The following is a 23,193-nucleotide window of genomic DNA, read 5'->3' as shown; positions in this document are numbered from 1 at the left end:
GGGCGGAGCCGAACACCCACCCACCCCTCGCTCCCTCGGCTCCGGCCGGCAACCCTCTCCGCTTCGCGCTTCTCCCGTAGTCATGAAGGCAACGTGTTTTTCCCGCGCCCTTTGCCTGTCGGGGCGCGCCGCGAACCGATGGGAGAAATTGGCGCATTGCGTCGCTGGCGATGATTTCCCATACACGCGCTATAGGGCCCTGAACCGGACGGGCAGGAGGTGTTTCTATGCGTGCCAGGATCTTCAAACCCGCGAAGTCCGCGATGTCCTCGGGTATGGCCAAGACGAAGGAGTGGGTGCTGGAGTTCGCGCCCGAGAGCGCCCGGCAGATCGATCCCCTGATGGGCTGGACCAGTTCCTCGGACATGAACAGCCAGGTGCACCTTCGGTTCGAGACGCTGGAGGCCGCGAAGGACTACGCCGCGGATCACGGGATCGACGCGGTCGTGATCCAGCCAAAGGTGCGCAAGCCCAATATTCGCGCGCGCGGCTACGGCGAGAATTTCGCCACCGATCGCCGCGGGGCCTGGACGCATTGAGTGGCCTGAAGATCGGGCCGATCGACGCCACGGCGCCGGGGCTCGTCGATCTGATCGCGGCGCACGCCGCCCATTCCGCCGCCCATTATCCTGCCGAAAGCAATCACAACCTCGATGCCACGGCGCTCGCGGCAACGGGCGCGCGTCTGTTCGGCGGGTGGCTGGACGACCGTCTCGTGGCGATGGGTGGATACGTGCCGCTTGCGGAGGGCGAGGGCGAGGTGAAGTCGATGCATGTGCGCGAGGAGGCGCGTGGCACCGGCGCCGGACGCGCCATTCTCGAGGCGATCGTCGCGGCCGCGCGGGCCGAGGGCATTCGCCGCCTCCGCCTCGAAACCGGAAGCCGGGATGGATCGGCGGCCGCGCGCGGCCTCTACCGGGCGGCGGGGTTCGTCGAGACCGGGCCCTTTGGCGCCTATCGCCCCGACCCCGAAAGCGTCTTCATGGCGCGCGATCTCTAAGCGGGCCACAGCCTCCCCGTGGACGTGCCGCGCGCGCTTCGCTACAGGAGAAACCGAGCGGCCCCTTAGCTCAACAGGATAGAGCAGCTGACTTCTAATCAGCAGGTTGAGGGTTCGAGTCCTTCAGGGGTCGCCAGCATCTCGCACCGCACGCGCGGCATCCGAATCGCGCAAGGGCGCCGCTTTCAACACGCGAACGGCCGCGGATTTCCGGCGCATTCTGGCCCGCGAAGCGCGGATTAGGCACGGAAAACAGGGCCATCGGGCGCTTGGACCGGGCATAACGGGCTCGAATTCGGTGTTCAGATCAATCGCATTTGCCTATACTCCGAGGTCAGCGACCATGTCAGGCTTGGGAGGGTCACCATGATACGCTCGGAGCTGATCCAGAAGCTGGCAGACGAGAACCCGCACCTCTACCAGCGGGATGTCGAGCGTATCGTGAACGCCATCTTCGAGGAGATCATCGAGGCGCTGGCGGACGGCAACCGGGTGGAACTGCGCGGCTTCGGCGCGTTCTCGGTCAAGAAGCGCGACGCGCGGATCGGCCGCAACCCGCGGACCGGCGCAAGCGTGGATGTCGACGAGAAGCATGTGCCATTCTTCAAGGCGGGAAAGCTGCTTCGGGACCGGCTGAACGGTCTGGACGGCTGAACGCAACACCTCGGGGGAAGCGATGAAAGTCATTCGCGCCATCAAGTATGTATTCCTGATCGCCGTTGCCTTCGCGCTGGTGATCCTGGCGCTGGCGAATCGCGATCCGGTCACGCTGACGCTGCTGCCGGAGGAACTCGCGCTGTGGTCTGGCGTGGAATGGGCGATCGAACTTCCGCTCTACCTCGTGATCCTCGGCGGCGTGGCGACGGGCGTCCTCTGGGGGTTCGTCTGGGAATGGCTGCGCGAGCATCGCCACCGCGTCGCAGCCAAGACGAACCAGCGCGAGGCGCAGAAACTGGAGCGCGAGGTCAAGGCGCTCAAGGGCACAAGAGACGAGGGACGCGACGAGATCCTCGCGCTCGTCGAGGATGCCAGCGCCGCGCGCTGAGCCGGGATATTCCATGTCCATCGCGATCAAGTTCTGCGGGCTGACCCGCCCCGAAGACGTGTCCGCCGCCGCCGAGGCCGGCGCGCGCTACGTCGGCTTCGTGTTCTTCCCGAAGTCGCCCCGGAATGTCTCGCTGGCCTGTGCGAGGGATCTGGCCCTGGCCGTTCCGCCGGGGATCGCGAAAGTCGCGCTGACCGTCGATGCGGACGACGCGGCGCTGGATGCCCTGCTGGCGGAGGTGCCGCTCGACATGCTGCAGCTACATGGGGAGGAAAGCCCCGGGCGGGTCGCCGAGGTGCGCGCGCGCTTCGGGCTGCCGGTGATGAAGGCGGTGGGGATCGCAGGACCCGACGACCTCGCGGCGATCGACCTCTACTCCGCCGTGGCCGACCAGCTCCTGATCGATGCGAAGCCGCCGAAGGGCGCCGATCTTCCGGGCGGCAACGGCCTTGCCTTCGACTGGCGGCTGCTGGCCGGGCGAAAGTACTGGACGAAACCGTGGATGCTCGCGGGCGGCCTGACGCCCGGAAACGTGGCCGAAGCGGTGCGGCTAACCGGGGCCCGGCAGGTCGATGTGAGTTCCGGCGTGGAAAGCGCACCGGGGGTGAAGGACAGCGGCCGGATGGCGGCGTTCGCGAGCGCGTTGTCGGCGACGGCCGCCTGAGCAAGGCCGAACGCGATTTCGAAATCGCGTGTCGCACGGCCTTTCGAAACGCCTTGCCCTTGCCCCGTCACGACCGCCGCGCTACCCCTTCCGGCGCACCAGCGGAGGCGAGGCCCATGCCCGACGATATCCTGAACAGCTTCATGACCGGCCCCGACGAGAAGGGCCGTTTCGGCGATTTCGGCGGGCGGTTCGTCTCCGAGACGCTCATGCCGCTGATCCTCGAGCTCGAGGCGCAGTACGAGCACGCCAAGACGGACAAGAGCTTCTGGGACGAGATGGACTTCCTCTGGAAGCACTATGTCGGCCGCCCTTCGCCGCTCTACTTCGCCGAGCGCCTGACCGAGCGGCTGGGCGGTGCCAAGATCTACTTCAAGCGCGACGAGCTGAACCACACCGGCGCGCACAAGATCAACAACGTGCTGGGCCAGATCATCCTCGCCCGCCGCATGGGCAAGACGCGGATCATCGCCGAGACGGGCGCGGGCCAGCACGGCGTGGCGACCGCGACCGTCTGCGCGAAGTTCGGGCTCAAGTGCATCGTCTACATGGGCGCGACCGACGTGGAGCGGCAGGCACCGAACGTGTTCCGGATGAAGCTTCTGGGCGCCGAGGTCGTGCCGGTGACGAGCGGCCGCGGCACGCTGAAGGATGCGATGAACGATGCGCTGCGGGACTGGGTCACGAACGTGCGCGACACCTTCTACTGCATCGGCACGGTGGCGGGCCCGCATCCCTACCCGGCGATGGTCCGCGACTTCCAGTCGATCATCGGCAAGGAAACGCGGGAACAGATCATGGAGGCCGAGGGCCGCCTGCCCGACACGATCATCGCCGCGATCGGCGGCGGGTCGAATGCGATGGGCCTGTTCTATCCCTTCCTCGACGACAAGGAGGTCGGGATCATCGGCGTGGAAGCCGGCGGCAAGGGCGTCAACGAGAAGATGGAGCATTGCGCCTCGCTGACCGGCGGTCGGCCCGGCGTGCTGCACGGGAACCGGACCTACCTCCTGCAGGACGAGGATGGGCAGATCCTCGAAGGACACTCGATCTCCGCGGGCCTCGACTATCCCGGCATCGGGCCGGAACACGCCTGGCTGCATGACATCGGGCGGGCCGAATACGTCTCGATCACCGATGCCGAGGCGCTCGAGGCCTTCCAGCTTTCCTGCGAGACCGAGGGCATCATTCCGGCGCTGGAACCGTCCCACGCGCTGGCCCATGTCGCCAAGATCGCCCCCGATCTGCCCGCCGACCACCTGATCGTGATGAACATGTGCGGACGCGGCGACAAGGATATCTTCACCGTCGCGCGCGCGCTCGGCTGGGAAATGTGAGGCAGGGGCCGGTTTGCCGGCCCTTTCGCCTATACCTTCGGTTTATCCCGCTGGACCGCGGGTTTACGCCCCCCCGTTTAAACCCATAGTCGGTTTATCCGCGGCGCCGCGTGCGCTCCTTTCCGCCCTGTCACGGGCGGCATGGGGCCGTCCGGCAGTTCCAGGGGAGACCCAAGAATGAAAAAGCTTCTCATGCTCGGCACCGCGGCCGGCCTTTTCGCGAGCGGACCCGCGCTTGCCCAGGACATGGCCGAAAGGCTGCTCGAGGAATACCAGGCGGAGCAGTTCGACTATATCGAGATCGATCGCGGCCTCACGCAGATCAAGGTCGAGGCCACGCGGGACGGCCAGACGATCGAGGTCATCTACGACGCCGACACCGGCCGCATCATCGACTCCGAGGTGGATCGCGCCAGCGCCGACGATATGAATCGGACCGGCTTCCGCATCCGGGACCGTAACCGGGACTTCACCGGCCGCGACGACGATGACGAAGACGATGACGATTACGACGACGACCGCGGCTATGATGACGACGATGACGACAGCCGCGATGATGACGATCACGACGATCACGACGACGATGACCACGACGATGACCACGACGACGACCACGGCAATGACGACCACGATGACAGCGGCGACGATGATGACGACGGCGACGACGACTGAGTTGCCCTGCCGCGTGCGCCGTTCGCTCTGACGGCCTGTCCCCGCCGGTGCTGAAACCGGCGGGGTTCGGCGTGAAAGGCTGACCGAGATGAGACAGACCCGACGCAAATTCCTCCTGACCGCCGGCGCTGCGGTCCTGGCCGCGACACCCGCGTTCGCGCAGGATGATCGCGCCACCCGGTCGGTGATCCGCCAGCTCGAAGCGCAAGGGTTCACGATCGTCTCCGCGCGCCGCACGTTGCTCGGCCGGGTGCGGGTGATCGCCCGGCGTGGCGATCTCATGCGTGAGATCGTGCTCGACCCCCGCAACGGGTCGATCCTGCGCGACTATTCCGAAGACAGCAGCGGCGATCCCAGCATCGGTCCGTCGCCCGGTGACGACGATGATGGTGACGACGACGATGACGATAGTGACGACGACGACGACGACGACGACGACGATGACAACAGCGGGAGCAGCGGCAACAGCGGAAGCGGCGGCGGCGGCGGGGACGACGATGACGACGATGACGATTGAGGTCACGCCGCGAACCGTTTTCGGGTCGGTCGCATGCTGAAGCACCCTTGGGTGTTCGTGGCCATCCTGGTCGTTCAGTCGCTGTGCGGCTTCTTCTTCGTGTCCGACATCGTGCTCAGTGTTCTCGGCGTGCCCTTCGGACCGATCCCATGGGCTTACCGCGAGGTCATGGAGCTTTCCGCCGCGGTCGGTCTCATCCTCGGGGTGGCGCTGGGCGCGCTGCTCCTGCGGGCGTCGTTGCGGCGGACCCGGGCCGCCGAGCAGGCGTTGCGCGCCGCCTCCGGCGCCTTCATGGACCTGGTGGACGAACGCTTCGACGACTGGGGGCTTACGCCGGCGGAACGTGACGTGGCGCTCTTTGCCCTGAAAGGTCTGTCTCTCGCGGAAATCGCCGAACTCAGGCAGACGTCGCAGGGAACGGTCAAGGCTCAGACCAACGCCATCTATCGCAAGGCCGGCGTTTCGGGCCGACCGCAGCTACTGTCGCTGTTCGTGGACGACCTCATGGACGAAGCCGCGCTGCCCGGCGCCTCCAGGGCCCCGGGCGATGACGCGGCTCAGCGGTCTTCGACCGCGTAGCTCTGCAGCACCTCGAGCGGCACCACGTCGAGCGTTCGTTCGTGCGTCGCGGAGAGGTTGACACGTGGGGCGACCCCTTCTTCATGCGCCTGCAGAAAGCGCGTGGCGCAGAGGCACCAGCGGTCGCCCGCCTGCAGACCCGGGAACGAGAATTCCGGCCTTGGCGTCGACAGATCGTTGCCCACGTATTTCGAGTAGGCAAGGAATTCGGCCGTCATCACGGCACAGACCGTGTGTATGCCCCGATCCTCTTCGCAGGTATCGCAGCTTCCGTTCCGGAAGAAACCCGTCATCGGATCGCGCGAACAGCTTTGAAGCGTCTGCCCAAGAACATTGACAGACGCACTCATCTCGAATGGCATGCACAAACTCCCCTGTCGCACGATACTCTCACCCGGTGCCACGCTAGCAGCAGTGTGGCGCAGTGCAAATGCTAACCGCGCCAATCGACCCAGCGACCATGGAAATCCGCACGAGCAAGTAATTTTCGTTCGGGGCTGTCGGGCCATAGCCGGACGGTGACGGCCCCGCCATCGCGCTGTCCGTCCGCCTCGAACGACAGATGTGCAAGCGGCGAGTCCCGCCCGGCCCTGGCGCCCGCGGCCTCCAGCGCGGCCGTGCAGGCGTTCTGGGTTTCGGATGGGAAGTACTGCCAGGCCACGGTCGTGTAGACGACATGCAGGCGACCGGGACGAAGCGTGCCAAGGCGCGCCGCAAGCCAGGGGGCCGCGTCACCGGCATCGGGGCGCACCGAGGCCAGCGTGATCGCCCCACGCGTAAGCGCCATGCGCTCGGGCTGGTCGGGCCACAGGAAGGACAGCAGGCGGAGCGCGTCGCCCGGATCGCCGGGGTCGAGCGGATGCATGTCGACGCCCGCGCGTTCCACGACATGGAGGGGCAGGGGGGCAGGCGGCGGCGCGCCGCGCCACTCGGGCCTCAGGTGGACCGGACTTTCCGCCGCGCCGGCCGTTCCTTCGGGCAGGTCGAGGGCGAAGCGGTCGAGCGACAGGTTCAGCCCCGCGCTCGCACCGAGTTCGCTCAGTACGACCGGCCTGTCGCCAGTTTGCGACAGGAGCCACCAGATCGCCGGCAGCAGGATCGACGAACGGCGCACCTCGTTGGTCTGGGGCGCGCGGTCGAGCCAGGCCATGATCCGCTCCGGGTGCCGTTCGAGCGCGCCATGGACGGCCTGCCAGAGCGTATCGTCATCGACCGCGTTGGGCGGATAGGCGGCGGCAAGCGGAGCATCCGCCCCGTCGAGCACCAGCGCGTGCAGCGCGCCCGCAAGGCGCAGCGGCAGGGACTGTCCTGCAGGGCCGACATCGCCCTCCCACGCAAGGATGCGCGAGCCGGGCGCGGTGTCTGGGGTCAGACGCTCGGCGACAAGCGGCATCAGCCGTCCCATGAACGGCGATCCGAGTGATGCGCAACTTATCCCCTGGCTGCGGAAGGCGCCCCGGACGCGAGGCTCGGCCCCGGTCAACGGAAACGGTCCACGAGTTTCTGGAGTGCGCTCCGCGCGTCGGGCTCGGCCTTGGCTTCGGGTTTCGCCTCCGGTTTGGTGGCAGCTGCCTTCGCGGGCCGCGCGGGGGCCGTGCGCCGGGCGATGGCGTTCAGGAACTTCGGCCCGTCCCCCGCCGCGAGGTCCGGCGCACCGTCAGAGATACCGCGCAGCACATCGTCGAGCCATTCCTGCTCGGCCTTGGCGAAATCGGACAGGACATAGCTCGCGACGCGGTCCTTGTGGCCGGGGTGGCCGATCCCGAGGCGCACGCGCGCGTAGGCCTCGCCGATATGCTGGTGGATCGAGCGCAGCCCGTTATGCCCCGCATGTCCGCCACCCTCCTTCAGGCGCACCTTGCCGGGCGCGAGGTCCAGCTCGTCGTGGAAGACGGTGACGTCGGCGGGCGTCAGCTTGTAGAAGCGCATCGCCTCGCCCACGGACTGGCCGGAAAGATTCATGAAGGTCTCGGGCTTGAGCAGGAGTACCTTTTCCCCGCCGAGCGTGCCTTCGCAGAACGCGCCCTGGAACTTCGCGCGCCATGGGGCGAAGCCGTGATCGGCTGCGATCCGTTCCACCGCCATCCAGCCGATGTTGTGCCGGTTGCCCGCGTATTTGGGGCCCGGATTTCCGAGGCCGACCCAGAGTTTCATGGCGCATCCTCCGTGGCCGAGGTGATGCCAGCCCGCGCGGCATTTGCCAAGGCTTCGCCACGCGTGTCAGGGTAGGCCATGGCCCGGCTGGAGAGCCCCGCGATGACAGAGATCCCGAAGACCATGCGTGCCCTTGTCGTCGAAAAGGCCGGGGCCGCACCGCGCGTGGAGGAACGCCCTGTGCCGCGTCCGGGGCACGGGGAAGTCCTGGTGCGGATCGCGGCCTCGCCGATCAACCCCTCCGACCTCTCGACCATAGCCGGCGAATACGGGATCGGTTGGCCCTTTCCCCTGGTCCCCGGGCTCGAGGGGTCGGGGCGGGTCGTGGCCTCGGGCGGCGGGATCTACGGGCGGATGCTGCAGGGGCGCGCGGTGTCCTGCATCGCGGACAGGCAGGGGCTTTGGGCGGAGTATGCCGTGACCCAGGCCATGCGCTGCGTGGCGGTGGCCAAGGAGATGCCGCTCGGCCCGGCAGCCATGAGTTTCGTCAACCCGCTGACTGCCGTTGCGCTGGTGAAAACCGCGCGCAAGGGTGGGCACTGGTCGGCCGTGTCCACCGCGGCGGGCGGGGCGCTGGGCCGGATGATCCGCGCACGCGCCCGGACCGAGGGGCTGAAGATCATCGACGTCGTGCGCCGTGCCGACCAGGCCGAGGCGCTGCGGGCCGAGGGCGCGCGCCACGTCCTGTCGACCGACGCGCCCGATTTCGACGAGGCGCTCGCCGCCCTCTGCCGGGAGCTTCGGTGCCGCATGGCGTTCGACGCGGTCGGCGGGAAACTGACCTTCCGGCTGGCCGAAGCGCTGGGCCGGGGCGGCGAGATCCTGGTCTATGGCGGGCTTGCGCGCGAACCGGTGGCGCTCCACCCCGGCACGCTGATCTTCAAGGGCCTGACCGTTCGTGGCTTCTGGTTGTCGCAATGGCTGATGTCGCGGAACCTGCCGGAGCGACTGCTGATCTCGCGGCAGGTCACGCAGGCGTTGCGGGGCGGGTTCGCCGAAAGCCGTGTGGCCGGTGTCCATGATCTCGCCGAAGGCGCGGAGGCGGTCGCGGCCTACACGCGGGCGATGAGCGCGGGCAAGATCCTGATCTCCACCGGCGCCGAGGACCTCGGGACGACCACCGCGCAAGAAGGGGGCGCGCCTTGAGCGGGGGGCTGTCGGCACGGATCAAGGGGATTGACCTTCATGTGCCGGCAGAGATGGCGACACCGGCCCTTGCCCGGAAGCTCGACGACGGAAGCTACGAGGCGGATGAGGCGCGCGCGGCCTCCCTTTGCGTCCGGGAGGGGTTCCGGGTCCTGGAACTCGGTGCCGGGCTCGGCTTTGTCACCGCGGTCTGCGCAAAAGGCACCGCGCCCGAGAACATCCTCGCGGTCGAGGCGAACCCGGCCTTGATCCCGGTGATCGAGGACACGCTTGCGCGCAACGGCGCCCAGGGTGCGACGGTGCTGCATGGCGCGGTGGTCCCGCGGGCCGACGAGGGTGCGACCGCGCCGTTCCACGTGGCCGACGAGATGCAGGCCTCTCGTCTCGGTGCTAAGGGCGCAAGGAACGTCGAGGTTCCGCTGGTCGGCTTTCACGACCTCCTGCGCGCCCATCGTCCGCATGTCGTGCTGATCGATATCGAGGGAGCGGAGGCGCAGCTCTTCGATCGGCCATGGCGCTGCCCCTTGCGGTTTTGCGTGATCGAACTGCATCCCCGGCGTTATCCGCCGCGCGCGGTCAAGAGGATCGTCGACGCGATGTCGGCGATGTCGATGACCTACGATCCCGCCGCCTCCCGCGGCAAGGTCCTGGGGTTCCGCCGGGTTTGGGCAGACGGCGAAGGCTGAGGCGGCGCGCCGAAACGGAAAGGCCGCCGCTGCGGGTGCAGGGCGGCCTTGCCTGTAATCCGATCCGCCCCGGAGGGCAGGGGCGAGGGATCAGTCCTCGCCTTGTCCCTCTTCGTCGCTCGCGGCATTGTCCGCGCTGACGAGGCCCGAGGGCGCCGTGATGTTGGCGATCACGAAGTCCCGATCGATCGTCGGTTTTGCCCCTTCAGGCAGCTGGACGTCCGAGATGTGGATCACGTCGCCGATGTTGCGGCCTTCGAGGTCCACGGTGATGTGATCGGGAATGTCGCCCGCGGTCACCACGAGTTCTACCTCGGGACGCACCACCGTCAGCACGCCGCCACGCTTCAGGCCCGGGGCCTTCTCGTGGTTCACGAACTCGACGTGGATGAAGAGGTTCACCTTCGAGGTCCGGCGCAGGCGCATCAGGTCCACATGCGTCGGCAGGTCCTTGATCACGTCGCGCTGCACGCCGCGGCAGATCACGCGAACGTCCTCGTGGCCGTCGATCTTGAGGTTGAACAGCGTCGAGAGGAAACGGCCCTGCTTCAGACGCTTCAGAAGCGCGTTGAAGGGGATCTGGATGGGGAGCGGGTCTGCCCCGCCGCCATAGACGATACCGGGCACCTTGCCTTCGCGGCGAGCTTGGCGGGCGGCCCCCTTGCCTGTCCCCGCGCGTGCCTCGGCGATAAGATCTGGAATCTCACCAGCCATTGCAATTCTCCATGTCTGAAAGGGCCGCCTCCAAGGGTGTCGGGCCCGATGAAGCCGCGCGTATAGGCGAGAACGGCGGGAAAGAAAAGCCGTTTGTCGCCACTGGCCGAGGGTCCGTGCGCAGCCCCGCTTGTGCGGGCGCACGGCCCGTGGCAGAGGCCGCGGATGCCGGTTCTCTCAGCCCTCCACACCTCCCGACGTCCGGTCCTCGGCTTCGTTGCGATGGGCCTCGTCTTCGGCAGCTTCGCGGCCTTCCTGCCGGTGCTCAAGGCGCGGATCGGGGCCGACGACGCGCTCTTCGGGCTGCTCCTGCTCGGCAGCCCGATCGGACTTGCGCTCACCTTGTGGCTGGCGCCCGCCTTCGACCGCCGGCTCGCGGCCTTTTCGATGCCGGCCGCCGCGATCGCAACCGCGCTGTCGATGGTGGCGACCGGGTTCGCCGTGACACCTGCGGCCTTCTTCGCGGCGATGGTTCTCGTGGGGGTCTGCGCGGGGACGCTCGATATCGTCTCGAACGCGCGCGTCTCGGAACTCGAGGCGCATCATCGCGCGCCCCTCATGAATGCCAACCACGCGATGTTCTCCGTGGCATACGCGGCAAGCGCCGTGGCCACGGGGGCCGCACGCGAGGCGGGGATGTCCCCTGCCGCCGTCTTCACGGCGATCGCGCTTCTCATCCTGGCGGCAACGCTCAGGATGCGGATGGCCCCCGCCGCGACCTCCGAGGCCGGACCGCGCCCGGTTGGCCTTCCAGGGGGCGCGGTCGCCCTGTGTGGCGGCATCGTGCTCGTCGCCTTTTTCGTCGAGGCCGTGGTCGAGAGCTGGTCGGCCCTGCATGTCGAGCGCACGCTTCAGGGCGGCGCGGCGGAGGGCGCCTTCGGTCCGGCGATCCTGGGGCTGACCATGGCCGCCGGGCGTTTCGCGGGGCAGGTCGCGGCGGGGCGGCTGTCGGACCTGTCCATCATTTCGGGCGGGTCGGTCATGGCCTGCGTCGGGGCGATGCTCGCGGCCGTCGCCCCCGCGCCCTGGGTCGCCTATCTGGGCTTCGGGCTGATGGGCCTTGGCATGTCGGTCGTGGGGCCGATGGCACTCGCGCTCGTGGGGCGCATCGTGCCGCCCTCGCGCCGAACGGCGGCGGTGGCCCGGGTCAACGTGATCGGCTTCGGGGCGTTCCTTCTGGCCCCGGTCCTCATGGGGCAGCTTTCGGACGCCTACGGGCTCCGCGTGGCCTTCGCGGTCGTGGGGGGAACGGCCCTCGTCGCGCCGCTCCTCGCGTTTCTCCTGCGCAGCCGCTGGGCGCCCGGCCCGGCCTGAGCGGCCTCAGGTCCAGCGCGTGTCGAAGTCCGGCGGCAACAGAAGGTTGTGCCGCCCGAGGTTCGCCACGTCACGTTCCCCGCAAAGCGCCATGGTCGTGTCGAGTTCCTTGTGGATGACCTCGAGCGCCTTGGTCACACCGGCCTGTCCCATCGCCCCGAGCCCGTAGACGAAGGCCCGCCCGATCATCGTGCCCTTCGCCCCCAGCGCCAGCGCCTTCAGCACGTCCTGGCCCGAGCGGATGCCGCTGTCGAGATGCACCTCGATCTTGTCGCCCACCGCGTCCATGATGCGCGGCAGCATCCGGATGGACGAAAGCGCCCCGTCCAGTTGCCGCCCGCCATGGTTCGACACGATGATGGCGTCCGCTCCGACGGCGAGGGCCTGTTTCGCGTCCTCCTCGTCGAGGATGCCCTTCAGGATCACCGGCCCGTCCCACCAGCTGCGGAACTCGCGGATGCGCTCCCAGTTGAGCGAGGGGTCGAAGGCCTCGGCCGTCCAACTGGCAAGCGAGCCCGGGTCGGAAACGCCCTTGGCATGGCCCACGATGTTGCCGAAGAAGCGCCGCTTGGTCTGAAGCATCTCCAGGCCCCACGGGATCTTGGTGGCGAGGTTGGCCATGGAGGCCAGCGTGAACTTGGGCGGTGCCGAAAGGCCGTTCTTCACGTCCTTGTGCCGCTGACCCATGATCTGCAGGTCGACCGTGATGACGAGTGCCGAACACTTGGCGTCCTTCGCCCGCGCGAAGAGCCGTTTCATGAAGTCGTCGTCCTTGAGCGTGTAGACTTGGAACCAGAAGGGCTTGGCGGTGTGGCTGGCCACGTCCTCGATGGAACAGATCGACATGGTCGACAGCGTGAAGGGCACGCCGAACTTCTCGGCGGCGCGCGCGGCCTTTATCTCGCCATCGGCGGACTGCATCCCGCAAAGCCCCACGGGGGCGAGCGCGACGGGCATGGCATAGTCCTGGCCCACCATCTTCGCCCTGGTCGAGCGGCCTGCCATGTCGACGGCGATGCGCTGGCGCAGGCGGATGTCGGCGAAGTCCGAAACGTTCTCGCGGAAGGTCTGCTCGGTCCAGCTGCCCGATTCCGCGTAGTCGTAGAACATCTTCGGCACCCGGCGGCGGTAGATGCGGTGCAGGTCCTCGATATTGGTGATGACGGGCATCGTCCCTCCAGTGCGCGCTGCCGAATTCCCTGATTTTCCTAGCGTCATTCCCAAGCTGCCGTCCATGCGGCGAATGCGGCTTGCAGTTAATACGATATCGCACTATATGATGCGATATCGTATTAAACAGGAACTCGAAATGACCCTTTCCCGCCGCAAGACCCTCGTCCTGATCGGGGGTGGCGCCGTCCTCGCCGCTACGGTGGCGGTCGGTTATGACGTCACCCGACTGCCCCGCGACGCCATGCGTCCCTGGGACATGGCAGGGCAGTACGCCGACCCGCGCATGCGCGCGCTGAGCTGGGCGATCCTCGCACCGAACCCCCACAACCTGCAGCCGTGGAAAGTGGACCTCTCGGTGCGCGATCAGGTCACGCTCTTCGTCGACACCGACCGACTGCTGCCGCAGACCGACCCATTCAGCCGCCAGATCGTCATCGGGCTTGGCTGTTTCCTCGAGGTCCTGCGCATGGCGGCGCTGGCCGACGGGCTGGAGATGACCTCCGACCTCTTCCCCGAAGGTTCCGACCCGCTCCGCGTCGACGCCCGGCCCGTCGCCGTCTGCCGTTTCTCGCCCACCGATGCCGCGCCGGACCCGCTCTTTGCCTTCGTCCCAAGCCGACGCTCGCTGAAGGAGCCCTACGATACGAGCCGCCCGGTGCCGGCCGATGCGCTGGACCGGATCGCGGCCGCGACACGGCATTTCGGGATGGGTCACGCCACCGAACCCGGTCTCGTGCAGGAAATGCGCGACCTGTCGACCGACGCCATCCGCATCGAGTTCGCGACCGAAAGGACGCTGCGGGAGTCGGTCGAGCTGTTCCGCATCGGCCACCGGGAGGTCAACGCCAACCCCGACGGGCTGGAGTTCATGGGACCGATGTTCGAGACCCTTCGCGTATTCGGCCTTTTCACCCGCGAGGCGAGCTTGGACCCCGAAGGCCTTGTCGCGCGATCCGCGGACGCGGCCTTCGTCGAGAACATGCAGACCGCGATGGGTCATATCTGGCAGGTGACGCCGACCAACACGCGCCTCGACCAGATCCGCGCCGGGATGGACTGGGTCCGGATCAACCTTGCCGCGACCGAACTCGGCATCGGCATGCAGCCCCTGAGCCAGGCCTTGCAGGAATACCCCGAGATGTCCGAGCTCTACGACGAGATCCACCGCCGTCTGGCCCCCGAAGGCGGAACCGTGCAAATGTGGGCGCGTGTGGGCTACGGGCCCGAAATTCTGGCCACGCCGCGCTGGCCGCTGGAGGCAAAGATTGTCGGAGGAACCGGGTGATCCGCGCTTGATCTTCGCGCTCTTCAACGAGATCGGGATCATCGAACAGCTCAGCCGCGCCATGTTCGAGGCGCGGCTGCCGAAAGGGGTGCTCGTCTCCCATTTCGCGGTTCTGAATCACCTCGTGCGGGTGGGTGACGGGCGCACGCCGCTGGAGCTGGCGACGGCCTTTCAGGTTCCCAAGACGACGCTGAGCCACACCCTCGCGCTTCTGGAAAAGCGCGGCTGGATCGACATGCGGCCCAACCCCGACGACAAGCGGTCCAAGCGCGTGTGGATCACTGCCGAGGGGCGGGCCTTTCGGGAGGATGCGATCGAGCGACTGTCACCGGACATGGCCAGGATGGCGCGGGAACCCGTGATGAAAGGTGTGGACAGCCTCGTGTCGCGCCTGGCCGAGATCCGCCAATACCTCGACGGCGTTCGAGACGCGCAGTGACGCGGCGCGATCAGGCGCGATGCGCCCCGTCCGCAAGTCCCTTCACGTAGGCCGCGACCTCCTCAACGGGGCGTCCGGCCGCGATCTCGGCCACGATGGCGGAGCCGACGACGCAACCGTCCGCGACCGAGGCGATGGCCTCGGCCGTCTCGGGGGTCTTGATCCCGAAGCCCACGATCACGGGAAGGTCCGTCTGCGACTTGATCCGCGCAACCTCGGGGCCGACATCGGCGGCCTGAGCCTCGGCCGCGCCGGTGATGCCCGTGATGGAGACGTAGTAGACGAAGCCCGACGTGTTCTGCAGGACTTTCGGCAGCCGCTTGTCGTCGGTCGTGGGGGTCGCGAGCCGGATGAAGTTCAGCCCGGCCTTCTGCGCCGGGATGCAGAGCTCGTCATCCTCCTCGGGCGGCAGGTCCACCACGATCAGCCCGTCGATCCCGGCGGCCTTCGCGTCGACAAGGAACCGGTCCACGCCACGCGAATAGATCGGGTTGTAGTAACCCATCATCACGATCGGGGTCGTGTCGTTGTCCTTCCGCAGCTCGCGCGCGATCTGCAGCGTCTTTTCCAGTGTCTGTCCGCCGTCGAGCGCGCGCTGGCCCGCCAGCTGGATGGTCGGGCCGTCCGCCATCGGGTCGGTGAAGGGCATGCCAAGCTCGATGATGTCGACACCTGCTCCGGGCAGGGCCTTCACGATCTCGAGCGAGGTCTCGTAGTCCGGATCGCCCGCCATGACATAGGCCACGAAGGCCTTCTTCCCTTCGGCCTTCAGCCGCGCGAAGGTGTCGTCGATCCGCGTCATGTCCCGCCCCTCGAAAAATCGTCCGGCCGGGTTTGGGCCAAGTGACGCGGGAAATCAATGGGGCCCGGACCAGCCGGCAACTCCGCCGCGTCAGGCAACCCCGTCCTCGACCGAGACCATCCAGCGTATCCCGAACCGGTCGGTCACCGTGCCGAAGGCGGGCGTCCAGAAGGTCGCGCCCATCGGCATCCTGACCTCTCCGCCCTCTGCGAAGGCCTCGAAGACGCGATGGGCCTCGGCCACGCTGTCGAGCGCGAGGTGGATCGAGCAACCCGCCATGCCCACGCTCTCCCAGGGCGCGCCGTCGGAGGCCATCAGCTCGAAGTCGCCCTTCTTGAGCATCGCGTTCATCACCGCGTCCGCTGACAGTCCTTCCATGTTCGCCTGGTCCTCGGGCGGCATGTCGGCCATCCGCATGATGATCGGTGGATCGGCCTTCAACGTCTCGGCGTAGAACGCCATCGCCTCGGCGCAGGTCCCGTCGAAAAAGACGTAAGGGGTGGCGTGCATCGCGTCTGTCCTCCCTGTTTCGATGTGCCATGCTAGCACGGTTGCAGTTGCCCCGCGCGTCCGCCCGCCGTAGAAGGCGGCGGATTTCTGCAAGGGGTATCACCATGGGCTTCAAGGTCGGCATCGTCGGGCTTCCGAATGTGGGCAAGTCGACGCTCTTCAATGCGCTGACTCGCACGGCGGCGGCGCAGGCGGCGAATTTCCCCTTCTGCACCATCGAGCCCAACGTGGGCGAGGTCGCGGTTCCCGATGCGCGGCTGGACAAGCTCGCCGCCATCGCGAAGTCCAAGCAGATCATCCCCGCGCGGATGACCTTCGTGGACATCGCGGGCCTCGTGAAGGGCGCGTCGCAGGGCGAGGGCCTCGGCAACCAGTTCCTGGCCAATATTCGCGAAACCGACGCCATCGCCCATGTGCTGCGCTGCTTCGAGGATGGCGACGTGACCCATGTGGAGGGACGCGTCGACCCGCTGGCAGATGCCGAGACCATCGAGACCGAACTGATGCTGGCCGATCTGGAGTCGATCGAGAAGCGGCTCCAGAACATCGTCCGCAAGGTCCGTGGCGGTGACAAGGAGGCAGTGCAGCAGGAGCGCCTGATGCAGGTCGCCAAGGCGCTTCTGGAGGACGGCAAGCCCGCGCGTCTCGCCGAGATCGACGCCGAGGACGCCAAGGCCTGGAAGATGCTCCAGCTTCTGACGTCGAAACCCGTCCTGTACGTCTGCAACGTGGCCGAGGACGAGGCCGCGACAGGCAACGCGCTGAGCGAGAAGGTGGCCCGTATGGCGGAGGCGCAGGGCGCCGCGCACGTGGTCATCTCCGCAAAGATCGAGGAGGAGATCGCGCAGCTCGACCCCGAGGAGGCCGGGATGTTCCTGTCCGAGCTGGGGCTGGAGGAGGCGGGCCTCGATCGCCTGATCCGCGCGGGCTACGAGCTGTTGCGGCTGGAAACCTACTTCACCGTCGGCCCCAAGGAGGCGCGCGCCTGGACGATCCGCAAGGGCACGCTCGCGCCGCAGGCCGCGGGCGTCATCCACGGCGATTTCGAGCGCGGCTTCATCCGGGCCGAGACCATCGCCTACGACGATTTCGTGACCCTCGGCGGCGAGCAGGGGGCGAAGGATGCGGGCAAGATGCGGGTCGAGGGGAAAGGCTACGAGGTGAAGGACGGCGACGTCCTGCACTTCCTGTTCAACGCGTAAGGCGGGACCGTCCGATCGGGCTAGACCGGCCGCGACGGCGCCTGCTGAACTCGCGTCTTCGATGAGGAGGAGAGATCACATGCGTATCCTGGCCGCCGCGCTGACGGGCGCGATGCTCGCCACTCCTTCACCGGCACAGGACAACTGGGCGGTGACCTCCTCTCTCGAACAGATCGAGGACTATTACGCGCTCTATGGTCCGGCCCGGCTAGTTCAGGCGCAGATCGTGCTTCGCGAGATCGGGCGCTATGACGGGCCTCTCGACGGTCGATGGGGGACGGCCACCGCCAATGCCTTCGCCGGCGTGATCGAAACGCTGATCGCGATCAACGGCGGTCCCGAGTTCGCGGTGGTGCGTGGGCCGGGCGACGTGCCGCGCATCACCGACTGGGCCGCGCAGGTGATCCTCGCCGATGGCGGGTTCGGCGAAGCCCCGGACTGACGAGCCCAAACCTCGGTTTTCCCCCAACCCATAGCGCCATTCCCCCCTTGCCCCTTCGCGGGCTGGTCGCTAGACGGGTCGGCGGAGACGTGGCCGAGTGGTCGAAGGCGCTCCCCTGCTAAGGGAGTAGGCGGGAAACCGTCTCGAGGGTTCGAATCCCTTCGTCTCCGCCATCTAATATTGCCTTAATTTGATATTTTTGAATTTTTCGATACCCACCAATCAAAGAACCCTCAAAAAATTGTCCTTGAGGGGCCGTTCTGTCACCAGGAAACAAATTCTCGATCAGCCGCTTCAGGGCCCGCGCCTGCGCAACCTCGTTTGTCCTGCTGCCATGCTTCCACTGCGGATGGGTCGGCCCAGCGGCGTAACCGCCGTGCGCACCGTGAACCCGACAGACTTGCCAACCCCGGACAACAGGGCATTTGCACCGCTCGTCGTTGTTGGGCTGATCTTGATGTTGCTTCGACACGGCGGGGCGCCCCAGGTATGAAAATGTTACTTCATGACATGATGCGTCGTGTCCGTGAAGAACGTGCCGCCGTCAGACCCTCAAAGCCCGCCGCCCCATGGACGGCGAAGCGCCAGGAAGCAGACATCTGAGCATTCGAGTCACATGACCGCCTCGAGCCCGAAGCGGGCGCCGCGTGCAAAGCCGATTTCGCGCGCGCAGCCAGGCTCCTATCGTCAAGAACGGCCCACGGCAGATCTTTGATCGGTGAACAGGCGACGGATGCTCGACGTCGTGTAGCGACTTCAAGAGCCTTTGATTTCGAACTTCAGAAATGCGCCGCGCGTTCTGTCAATTCCATGGCGCGGATCGCAAACCGCCTGGCAAGGGGCGCGAGAGACGCGGCGTCGGGATCGCTCGCCGTTCCCGCGCGTGCTCTGTCCGAGATGCCGACGAAGATGACGGCGAAGCGGTAGAGCGCGAAGGCCTCGTGGAAAGGCCGGAGCGTCGCGTCAAAGGGTACGCCCGCCCGGTAGCGCGCGACGACCTCCGCTTTCGTCGGCAGCCCCGCCGCGCCGAGGTCGTGCCCGAGGAGGCCGCCATATTCGTCGGGCGCGGTATGCCACGGCATCACGCAGAAGCCGAGATCTGCGAGCGGATGGCCCAGGGTCGAAAGCTCCCAGTCCAGTATGGCGACGACGCGCGGCTCGGTCGGGTGGAACATCACGTTCCCCAGCCGGAAGTCCCCATGGCAGAGCGCCACGAGCCCGTCGTCCTCCGGCATCTGCGCGACGAGCCAGGCGTGCAGCGCCTCGATCTCCGGCACCGGCCCCGAGGGCGAAGCGCGGTACTGCCTGTCCCATCGGGCGATCTGCCGCTCGAAGTAGCTGCCTGGCCTGCCGTAATCGCCGAGGCCTACCGCGTCGGGCCGGATGCGGTGGAGGGAGGCGAGCGTGTCGGCGACCGCCATCCAGATCCCCCGCCGCTCCGCGAGCGGCAGGTCGGCGAGCGCGGTGTCGTTGAATATGCGGCCCTCGACTCGTTCCATCAGGTAGAAGGGAGTGCCGAGGATGTCCGGGTCGTCGTGGAAGAGAACCGGGCGGGGCACCGGAACACCTGTCGGATGCAGGGCCACCATCACACGGTACTCCCGGTCGACCGCGTGGGCGCCGCGCAGGATCTCGCCTGAGGGCTGCTTTCGCAGGACCAGCCGGCGGTCGCCCCAGTCTAGGAAGTAGGTCGGGTTCGACTGCCCGCCGCCGATCCGGGTCAGCGCGTAGCGCCCCCCGTCGGGCCCGAGACGGGCGCGGAGGAACGTCCCGAGCGCGTCCGCGTCGAAGTCGAGGCGTCCCTCCACCTGCGCTGTCATGGTGCGGTCGCCCAGCGGTAGAATTCCGCACCCTGCTCGGAGAGATGGCGGTTCAGGATCATCTTGTGGACCTCGTCCGCCCCGTCCACCAGCCGCGCCTGGCGGGCGTAGCGGTAAATCCACTCCAGCACCGTGTCCGTCGAGTAGCCGCGCGCGCCGTTTATCTGGACCGCCGTGTCCGCCGCCTTGTGAAGGAGGTTCGCCACATGGATCTTGGCCATCGACACCTCCTTCTGCGCGAAGCCACCACGATCGATTTCCCACGCAGCCTTCATCACGAGGAGGCGGCCCACCTCGATCTGCATGGCGAGATCGCCCAGCATCACCTGCACGCTCTCCCGGTTGGCGAGGCGGATGCCGAACCCCTCACGACGCTCCGCGTAGTCCCGCGCGATCTCCATGCAGCGCTTCGCAAGCCCCAGCCAGCGCATGCAATGCGTCAGCCGTGCGGGCCCGAGCCGCGTCTGCGTGACCTTGAGGCCGCGCCCCTCCTCCAGCAGCACGTTTTCCGCCGGGATGCGCAGGCCCTCGTAGACGATCTCGCAATGCCCGCCATGTTCCTCCGGGCCCATGATCCCGATGCGCCGCACAATCCGCCAGCCCGGATCGTCGCGGTGGTGGAGAAAGGCGGTCAGGCCCCGCCGCGGATCGTCGGAGGTACGGGCGACGAGGATGAAATGCGCCGCCTCGCCTGCGCCGGTGATGAACCACTTGTGGCCGCGGATGACGTAGTCGTCGCCCTCGCGCGTCGCCGTCGTGCGCATCATGCCGGGGTCGGAGCCGCCGCCCGGGTGCGGCTCGGTCATGGCGAAGGCAGAGCGCACCTCGCCCGCGGCGATTGGGGCGAGCCAGCGCGCCTTCTGCGCCTCGGTGCCGAGCGCCTCGAGCACCATCATGTTGCCGTCGTCGGGGGCGGCAGCGTTGAAGACGACCGGCCCGAAGATCGAGCGGTTCATCGCCTCGTATGTGACGGCCATGCCCATCTTGCCGAGGCCGAGCCCGCCGTTCGCGGGCGAGAGCTGCGGGCACCAGAGCCCCTCGGCGCGTGCCTTCGCGCGGAGGGCGGCGAGCGGCGCTTCGGCGATGTTGTCATGCGCGTCCCAGTTCGCGTGGTCCGCCTCGAGGGGCAGGATATCCGCCGCGACGAAAGCCTCGATCCGGTCGCGTAGATCGGCGAGTTCGGGAGAGATGGAGAAATCCATGGTCTGTCTCACAATCCTGAAACGAGGTGCCCGCCGTCGACCGCGACGACCGCGCCGGTCATGTAGGCGGAATGATCCGATGCGAGCAGCAGGAGCGGTCCGTCGAGGTCCGCGAGACGCCCGAGCCGCCGCTGCGGGATGCGCCGGACCAGCGCCTTACCGGCCTCCGTTGCAAAGAAGGCTTCGTTGATTGGCGTCTCGATGTAGCCTGGGCAAAGCGCGTTGACCCGGATGCCATGGCGCGCCCATTCGAGCGCAAGCGCCTTGGTCAGCTGCACGACCGCCGCCTTCGAAGCCGCGTAAGCTGCGACATGGCCAGCGACGCGCAGCCCGAGGATCGAGGCGATGTTCACGATGCTCCCGCCGCCCGCCTTGCGCATCCCGCGCCCGGCCGCCTGCGCCACCGCGAAGACGCCGGTGAGGTTCGTGTCGACGACACCGCGGAAGGCGTCGGTCTCCATGTCCAGCGCGGCGCCCTCGCCTGAGATGCCCGCGTTGTTCACAAGGATGTCGAAGGCCGGGCGGCGCGCGAAGAAGTCGGCGATGCTTTCCCCGGAGGTGACGTCGAGCGCGCTCGCGTCGGCCAAATTCCCGGCCCGGCGCAGTCCCTCTGCCTCTGCCTCCACCATATCGGCCCGGCGCGCGGCGAGCGTGACCTCCGCCCCGGCCTCCGCCAGAACCTGCGCGAAGTGGAGGCCGAGGCCGCCCGACGCGCCAGTGACGAGGGCGCGCTTGCCTTCCAGCGCGATCCGCATCACGCCGTCTCGCGCCGCTTGCGCTCCGCGTCGTCCCAAGCGGTCAGTGGCTGGTAGTCGGGCACGAAGCCGAGGCCCTTCTGCGCGTCCGACGACACGGCGTCCTGCGAGGTCACGACGTCGATCACGGCGGGCGCGTTCTCTAGCCCGCGCCGGATGGCGGCGGCCAGATCGGCCGGGTCCTCCACCCGCTCGCCATTGGCCCCGAGCGCTCGTGCCATGCCGGCATAGTCGGAATGACGAAGCATCGTGCCGACCACGCGGCCGCCGTAGTTCACCTCCTGATCGTAGCGCTCGATGTTCCACGCGGCATTGTTCGACACGATGAAGACCGCCTTCGCCCCGTGCCGCACGGCCGTGTCGATCTCCATCGCGTTGATTCCGTAGGCACCGTCCCCGTTGACCGAAATCACTTGCCGCTGCGGAAAGGCGAGCGCAGCCGCCACCGCGAAGGGCACGCCCACGCCGAGGCAGCCGAAGGCGCCCGCGTCCATGTAAGTCGTCGAGGCCAGGCCGATCCGCGCGAAACTCAGGAGGTCGCCGCCGTCCGCGATGCCGATGTGGTCGGGATCGGCCACCTCACGAAGTGCCTCGAAGATCGCGAGCGGGTGGATCTTACCATCACCGCCAGTCTTCGGCGCCGGCGTATCCGCGCCCTTCGCGATGCGCGCGTGATGCTTGTCCCGCAGCCCCGAGACCCAGTCCATGTCCCGCGCGCCGGCGTCGTTGCCGAGCGCCTCCGTGAGAGCATCGAGCGTGGCGCCAACGGGCGCCATGATTTCGGCGCCGCGCCGGTTATCGATCAGCTCGCCCGTCGTGTCCGAGATGCGCAGGAACCGCGCTTGGGGAAAGACCGCCGGGGAGCCGAAGCCGAGCTGGTAGTCGAGCTTTCGCCCCAGCGTCACGACGAGATCGGCCTGCGCCATGGCCGCCGCACGCACGGCTCCGACGACCGCGGGGTGGTCGGCTGGCACGAGCCCTCGGCTCTCCTGCGTATCGAGATAAAGCGCGTCCACCGCGTCGAGAAACGCCGCGACAGAGCGTCCGGCGCCTCGGGCGCCGCGTCCGCTGACGACGAGCGGGCGCTTCGCCGCCCGGATCGCTGATGCTGCGGCGGCGATGTCCTCGGGGTCGGGCGCCATGCGGCGGGCGGGTTTGGGCGCGATCCAGTCCTCGGGGATCAGCGACGGACCGACGCGCGAACGCAGGACGTCGGTAGGCACCTCGATGTACGCGGGGCCGGGCTCGCCCATGTCGCCCGTGGCGCGCGCGATGGCCTCGTCGAGCTCGCGAATGACCTGCTCGGCCACGCGCGCCGTGCGGCTGTAGCGCGTGACGGGCCGCATGATGTCGACATGCGGGATGTCCTGGAGTGGACCCATGTTCGCCTGCGGCCGCGAGGTGCAACCGCCGATCAGAAGCACCGGCACCCGCGCGAGCGAGGCGTTCGCGATGCCGGTCACGCAATTCGTGACGCCGGGTCCGGCGGTGGCCATCGCGACGCCGAGTTCGCCCGTCAGTTCCGCATGGGCGTGCGCCATGTGAACAGCAGCGCCTTCATCACGCACATCCACGATCGCGATGCCGCGCCGGGCGAGGTGATCCCAGATGGGTTGGATGTGACCGCCCTGAAGCCCGAAGACGCGCCCGACGCCGCGCGCTTCGAGCAGCGTCGCGATCCAGGCGGCGACACTTTCGGGGTCGCTGTTGAGGTCCTGCCGGTCGATCATGCGCC

At 67.6% G+C, this 23,193-nt stretch carries 27 protein-coding genes and 2 tRNA genes; 18 read left to right on the top strand and 11 right to left on the bottom strand.

Annotated features, from left to right (window positions below; all coding sequences use genetic code 11):
* Positions 1-227: 227 nt before the first annotated feature.
* From N8I71_RS18555 to N8I71_RS18510, 10 genes are all read left to right on the top strand, one after another.
* Positions 228-539 (top strand): ETC complex I subunit, encoded by a 312-nt coding sequence (locus tag N8I71_RS18555; RefSeq protein WP_262879519.1) that lies wholly within the window; start codon positions 228-230, stop codon positions 537-539.
* Positions 536-1,000, top strand: coding sequence for a GNAT family N-acetyltransferase (locus N8I71_RS18550; protein WP_262879518.1), 465 nt, complete (start codon positions 536-538; stop codon positions 998-1,000). The genes N8I71_RS18555 and N8I71_RS18550 overlap by 4 nt, the downstream gene beginning before the upstream one ends.
* A 59-nt stretch (positions 1,001-1,059) precedes the next feature.
* Positions 1,060-1,136: transfer RNA gene (locus N8I71_RS18545), tRNA-Arg, on the top strand.
* A 230-nt stretch (positions 1,137-1,366) separates the two neighbouring features.
* The gene (ihfB, locus tag N8I71_RS18540) at positions 1,367-1,654 is read left to right on the top strand and encodes an integration host factor subunit beta (protein ID WP_262879517.1); all 288 of its coding nucleotides are present in this window, start codon (positions 1,367-1,369) and stop codon (positions 1,652-1,654) included.
* 22 nt (positions 1,655-1,676) lie between these two features.
* Positions 1,677-2,045: a LapA family protein gene (locus tag N8I71_RS18535; RefSeq protein WP_262879516.1), complete on the top strand. Its 369-nt coding sequence runs from the start codon at positions 1,677-1,679 to the stop codon at positions 2,043-2,045.
* 13 nt (positions 2,046-2,058) lie between these two features.
* Positions 2,059-2,709: a phosphoribosylanthranilate isomerase gene (locus tag N8I71_RS18530; RefSeq protein WP_262879515.1), complete on the top strand. Its 651-nt coding sequence runs from the start codon at positions 2,059-2,061 to the stop codon at positions 2,707-2,709.
* A 116-nt stretch (positions 2,710-2,825) separates the two neighbouring features.
* On the top strand, positions 2,826-4,046 hold the full coding sequence (gene trpB / locus N8I71_RS18525; protein WP_262879514.1) for a tryptophan synthase subunit beta: 1,221 nt from the start codon (positions 2,826-2,828) through the stop codon (positions 4,044-4,046).
* Between the two features lie 177 nt (positions 4,047-4,223).
* Positions 4,224-4,718 carry a PepSY domain-containing protein gene (locus N8I71_RS18520; RefSeq protein ID WP_262879513.1) on the top strand — a complete coding sequence of 165 codons (495 nt, stop codon included), beginning with the start codon at positions 4,224-4,226 and terminating at the stop codon, positions 4,716-4,718.
* An 88-nt stretch (positions 4,719-4,806) separates the two neighbouring features.
* Positions 4,807-5,235 (top strand): PepSY domain-containing protein, encoded by a 429-nt coding sequence (locus N8I71_RS18515; RefSeq protein WP_262879512.1) that lies wholly within the window; start codon positions 4,807-4,809, stop codon positions 5,233-5,235.
* A gap of 33 nt (positions 5,236-5,268) precedes the next feature.
* Entirely contained in the window at positions 5,269-5,814 is a 546-nt protein-coding gene (locus N8I71_RS18510; RefSeq protein WP_262879511.1) for a helix-turn-helix transcriptional regulator, read from the top strand.
* Here N8I71_RS18510 and N8I71_RS18505 read toward each other — a convergent pair.
* The 3 genes from N8I71_RS18505 to pth all read right to left on the bottom strand — a co-directional run bounded on the left by N8I71_RS18505 (position 5,793) and on the right by pth (position 7,968).
* The gene (locus N8I71_RS18505; protein ID WP_262879510.1) at positions 5,793-6,164 is read right to left on the bottom strand and encodes a DUF2237 family protein; all 372 of its coding nucleotides are present in this window, start codon (positions 6,162-6,164) and stop codon (positions 5,793-5,795) included. The two genes, N8I71_RS18510 and N8I71_RS18505, sit on opposite strands and share 22 nt — an antisense overlap.
* Before the next feature lie 83 nt (positions 6,165-6,247).
* On the bottom strand, positions 6,248-7,297 hold the full coding sequence (locus N8I71_RS18500; protein WP_262879509.1) for a DUF2332 domain-containing protein: 1,050 nt from the start codon (positions 7,295-7,297) through the stop codon (positions 6,248-6,250).
* On the bottom strand, positions 7,294-7,968 hold the full coding sequence (gene pth / locus N8I71_RS18495; RefSeq protein WP_262879508.1) for an aminoacyl-tRNA hydrolase: 675 nt from the start codon (positions 7,966-7,968) through the stop codon (positions 7,294-7,296). The genes N8I71_RS18500 and pth overlap by 4 nt, the downstream gene beginning before the upstream one ends.
* Before the next feature lie 78 nt (positions 7,969-8,046).
* Between pth and N8I71_RS18490 the strand changes: the two genes are divergently transcribed.
* Both N8I71_RS18490 and N8I71_RS18485 read left to right on the top strand, forming a co-directional pair.
* A complete protein-coding gene (locus N8I71_RS18490; RefSeq protein ID WP_262879507.1) occupies positions 8,047-9,114 on the top strand; it encodes a zinc-binding dehydrogenase in 1,068 nt (355 codons plus the stop codon).
* On the top strand, positions 9,111-9,800 hold the full coding sequence (locus N8I71_RS18485) for an FkbM family methyltransferase (protein WP_262879506.1): 690 nt from the start codon (positions 9,111-9,113) through the stop codon (positions 9,798-9,800). The genes N8I71_RS18490 and N8I71_RS18485 overlap by 4 nt, the downstream gene beginning before the upstream one ends.
* A 90-nt stretch (positions 9,801-9,890) precedes the next feature.
* Here N8I71_RS18485 and N8I71_RS18480 read toward each other — a convergent pair whose 3' ends face one another.
* On the bottom strand, positions 9,891-10,514 hold the full coding sequence (locus N8I71_RS18480) for a 50S ribosomal protein L25/general stress protein Ctc (RefSeq protein ID WP_262879505.1): 624 nt from the start codon (positions 10,512-10,514) through the stop codon (positions 9,891-9,893).
* A 165-nt stretch (positions 10,515-10,679) separates the two neighbouring features.
* Here N8I71_RS18480 and N8I71_RS18475 point away from each other — a divergent pair, with 165 nt between their 5' ends.
* Entirely contained in the window at positions 10,680-11,828 is a 1,149-nt protein-coding gene (locus tag N8I71_RS18475) for an MFS transporter (protein WP_262879504.1), read from the top strand.
* A 6-nt stretch (positions 11,829-11,834) separates the two neighbouring features.
* On the opposite strand, the gene N8I71_RS18470 is transcribed toward N8I71_RS18475, so the two are convergent.
* Positions 11,835-12,998, bottom strand: coding sequence for an alpha-hydroxy acid oxidase (locus tag N8I71_RS18470; protein ID WP_262879503.1), 1,164 nt, complete (start codon positions 12,996-12,998; stop codon positions 11,835-11,837).
* A gap of 139 nt (positions 12,999-13,137) precedes the next feature.
* Between N8I71_RS18470 and N8I71_RS18465 the strand changes: the two genes are divergently transcribed.
* Positions 13,138-14,286 carry an Acg family FMN-binding oxidoreductase gene (locus N8I71_RS18465; RefSeq protein ID WP_262879502.1) on the top strand — a complete coding sequence of 383 codons (1,149 nt, stop codon included), beginning with the start codon at positions 13,138-13,140 and terminating at the stop codon, positions 14,284-14,286.
* The gene (locus tag N8I71_RS18460) at positions 14,267-14,725 is read left to right on the top strand and encodes a MarR family winged helix-turn-helix transcriptional regulator (protein WP_262879501.1); all 459 of its coding nucleotides are present in this window, start codon (positions 14,267-14,269) and stop codon (positions 14,723-14,725) included. The genes N8I71_RS18465 and N8I71_RS18460 overlap by 20 nt, the downstream gene beginning before the upstream one ends.
* A gap of 10 nt (positions 14,726-14,735) precedes the next feature.
* Here the strand turns inward: N8I71_RS18460 and trpA are convergent, their stop codons facing one another.
* Positions 14,736-15,527 carry a tryptophan synthase subunit alpha gene (gene trpA / locus N8I71_RS18455; protein ID WP_262879500.1) on the bottom strand — a complete coding sequence of 264 codons (792 nt, stop codon included), beginning with the start codon at positions 15,525-15,527 and terminating at the stop codon, positions 14,736-14,738.
* Positions 15,528-15,617: 90 nt separating this feature from the next.
* A complete protein-coding gene (locus N8I71_RS18450) occupies positions 15,618-16,037 on the bottom strand; it encodes a VOC family protein (protein WP_262879499.1) in 420 nt (139 codons plus the stop codon).
* Positions 16,038-16,141: 104 nt separating this feature from the next.
* Here N8I71_RS18450 and ychF point away from each other — a divergent pair, with 104 nt between their 5' ends.
* From ychF to N8I71_RS18435, 3 genes are all read left to right on the top strand, one after another.
* On the top strand, positions 16,142-17,239 hold the full coding sequence (ychF, locus tag N8I71_RS18445) for a redox-regulated ATPase YchF (protein ID WP_262879498.1): 1,098 nt from the start codon (positions 16,142-16,144) through the stop codon (positions 17,237-17,239).
* 79 nt (positions 17,240-17,318) lie between these two features.
* Positions 17,319-17,681, top strand: a complete 363-nt coding sequence (locus tag N8I71_RS18440; RefSeq protein ID WP_262879497.1) for a hypothetical protein — start codon at positions 17,319-17,321, stop codon at positions 17,679-17,681.
* Between the two features lie 83 nt (positions 17,682-17,764).
* A tRNA-Ser gene (locus tag N8I71_RS18435) sits at positions 17,765-17,854 on the top strand.
* A gap of 606 nt (positions 17,855-18,460) precedes the next feature.
* Here the strand turns inward: N8I71_RS18435 and N8I71_RS18430 are convergent.
* Genes N8I71_RS18430 through N8I71_RS18415 form a run of 4 tightly spaced genes read right to left on the bottom strand, consistent with a single transcriptional unit; the run spans position 18,461 to position 23,188 of the window.
* Complete coding sequence (locus N8I71_RS18430) at positions 18,461-19,501, bottom strand: phosphotransferase family protein (RefSeq protein WP_262879496.1); 1,041 nt, start codon at positions 19,499-19,501, stop codon at positions 18,461-18,463.
* Positions 19,498-20,703, bottom strand: coding sequence for an acyl-CoA dehydrogenase family protein (locus N8I71_RS18425; RefSeq protein ID WP_262879495.1), 1,206 nt, complete (start codon positions 20,701-20,703; stop codon positions 19,498-19,500). Before N8I71_RS18425 ends, N8I71_RS18430 begins: the two co-directional genes overlap by 4 nt.
* 8 nt (positions 20,704-20,711) lie before the next feature.
* A complete protein-coding gene (locus N8I71_RS18420) occupies positions 20,712-21,458 on the bottom strand; it encodes an SDR family NAD(P)-dependent oxidoreductase (RefSeq protein WP_262879521.1) in 747 nt (248 codons plus the stop codon).
* Positions 21,458-23,188, bottom strand: a complete 1,731-nt coding sequence (locus N8I71_RS18415; protein ID WP_262879494.1) for a thiamine pyrophosphate-binding protein — start codon at positions 23,186-23,188, stop codon at positions 21,458-21,460. The genes N8I71_RS18420 and N8I71_RS18415 overlap by 1 nt, the downstream gene beginning before the upstream one ends.
* Between the last annotated feature and the right edge of the window lie 5 nt (positions 23,189-23,193).

The organism is Roseicyclus sediminis, from assembly GCF_025515305.1.
In the GTDB taxonomy this organism is placed as follows: Bacteria; Pseudomonadota; Alphaproteobacteria; order Rhodobacterales; family Rhodobacteraceae; genus Roseibacterium; species Roseibacterium sediminis.
This window is presented reverse-complemented; position numbering and strand designations above follow the sequence as displayed.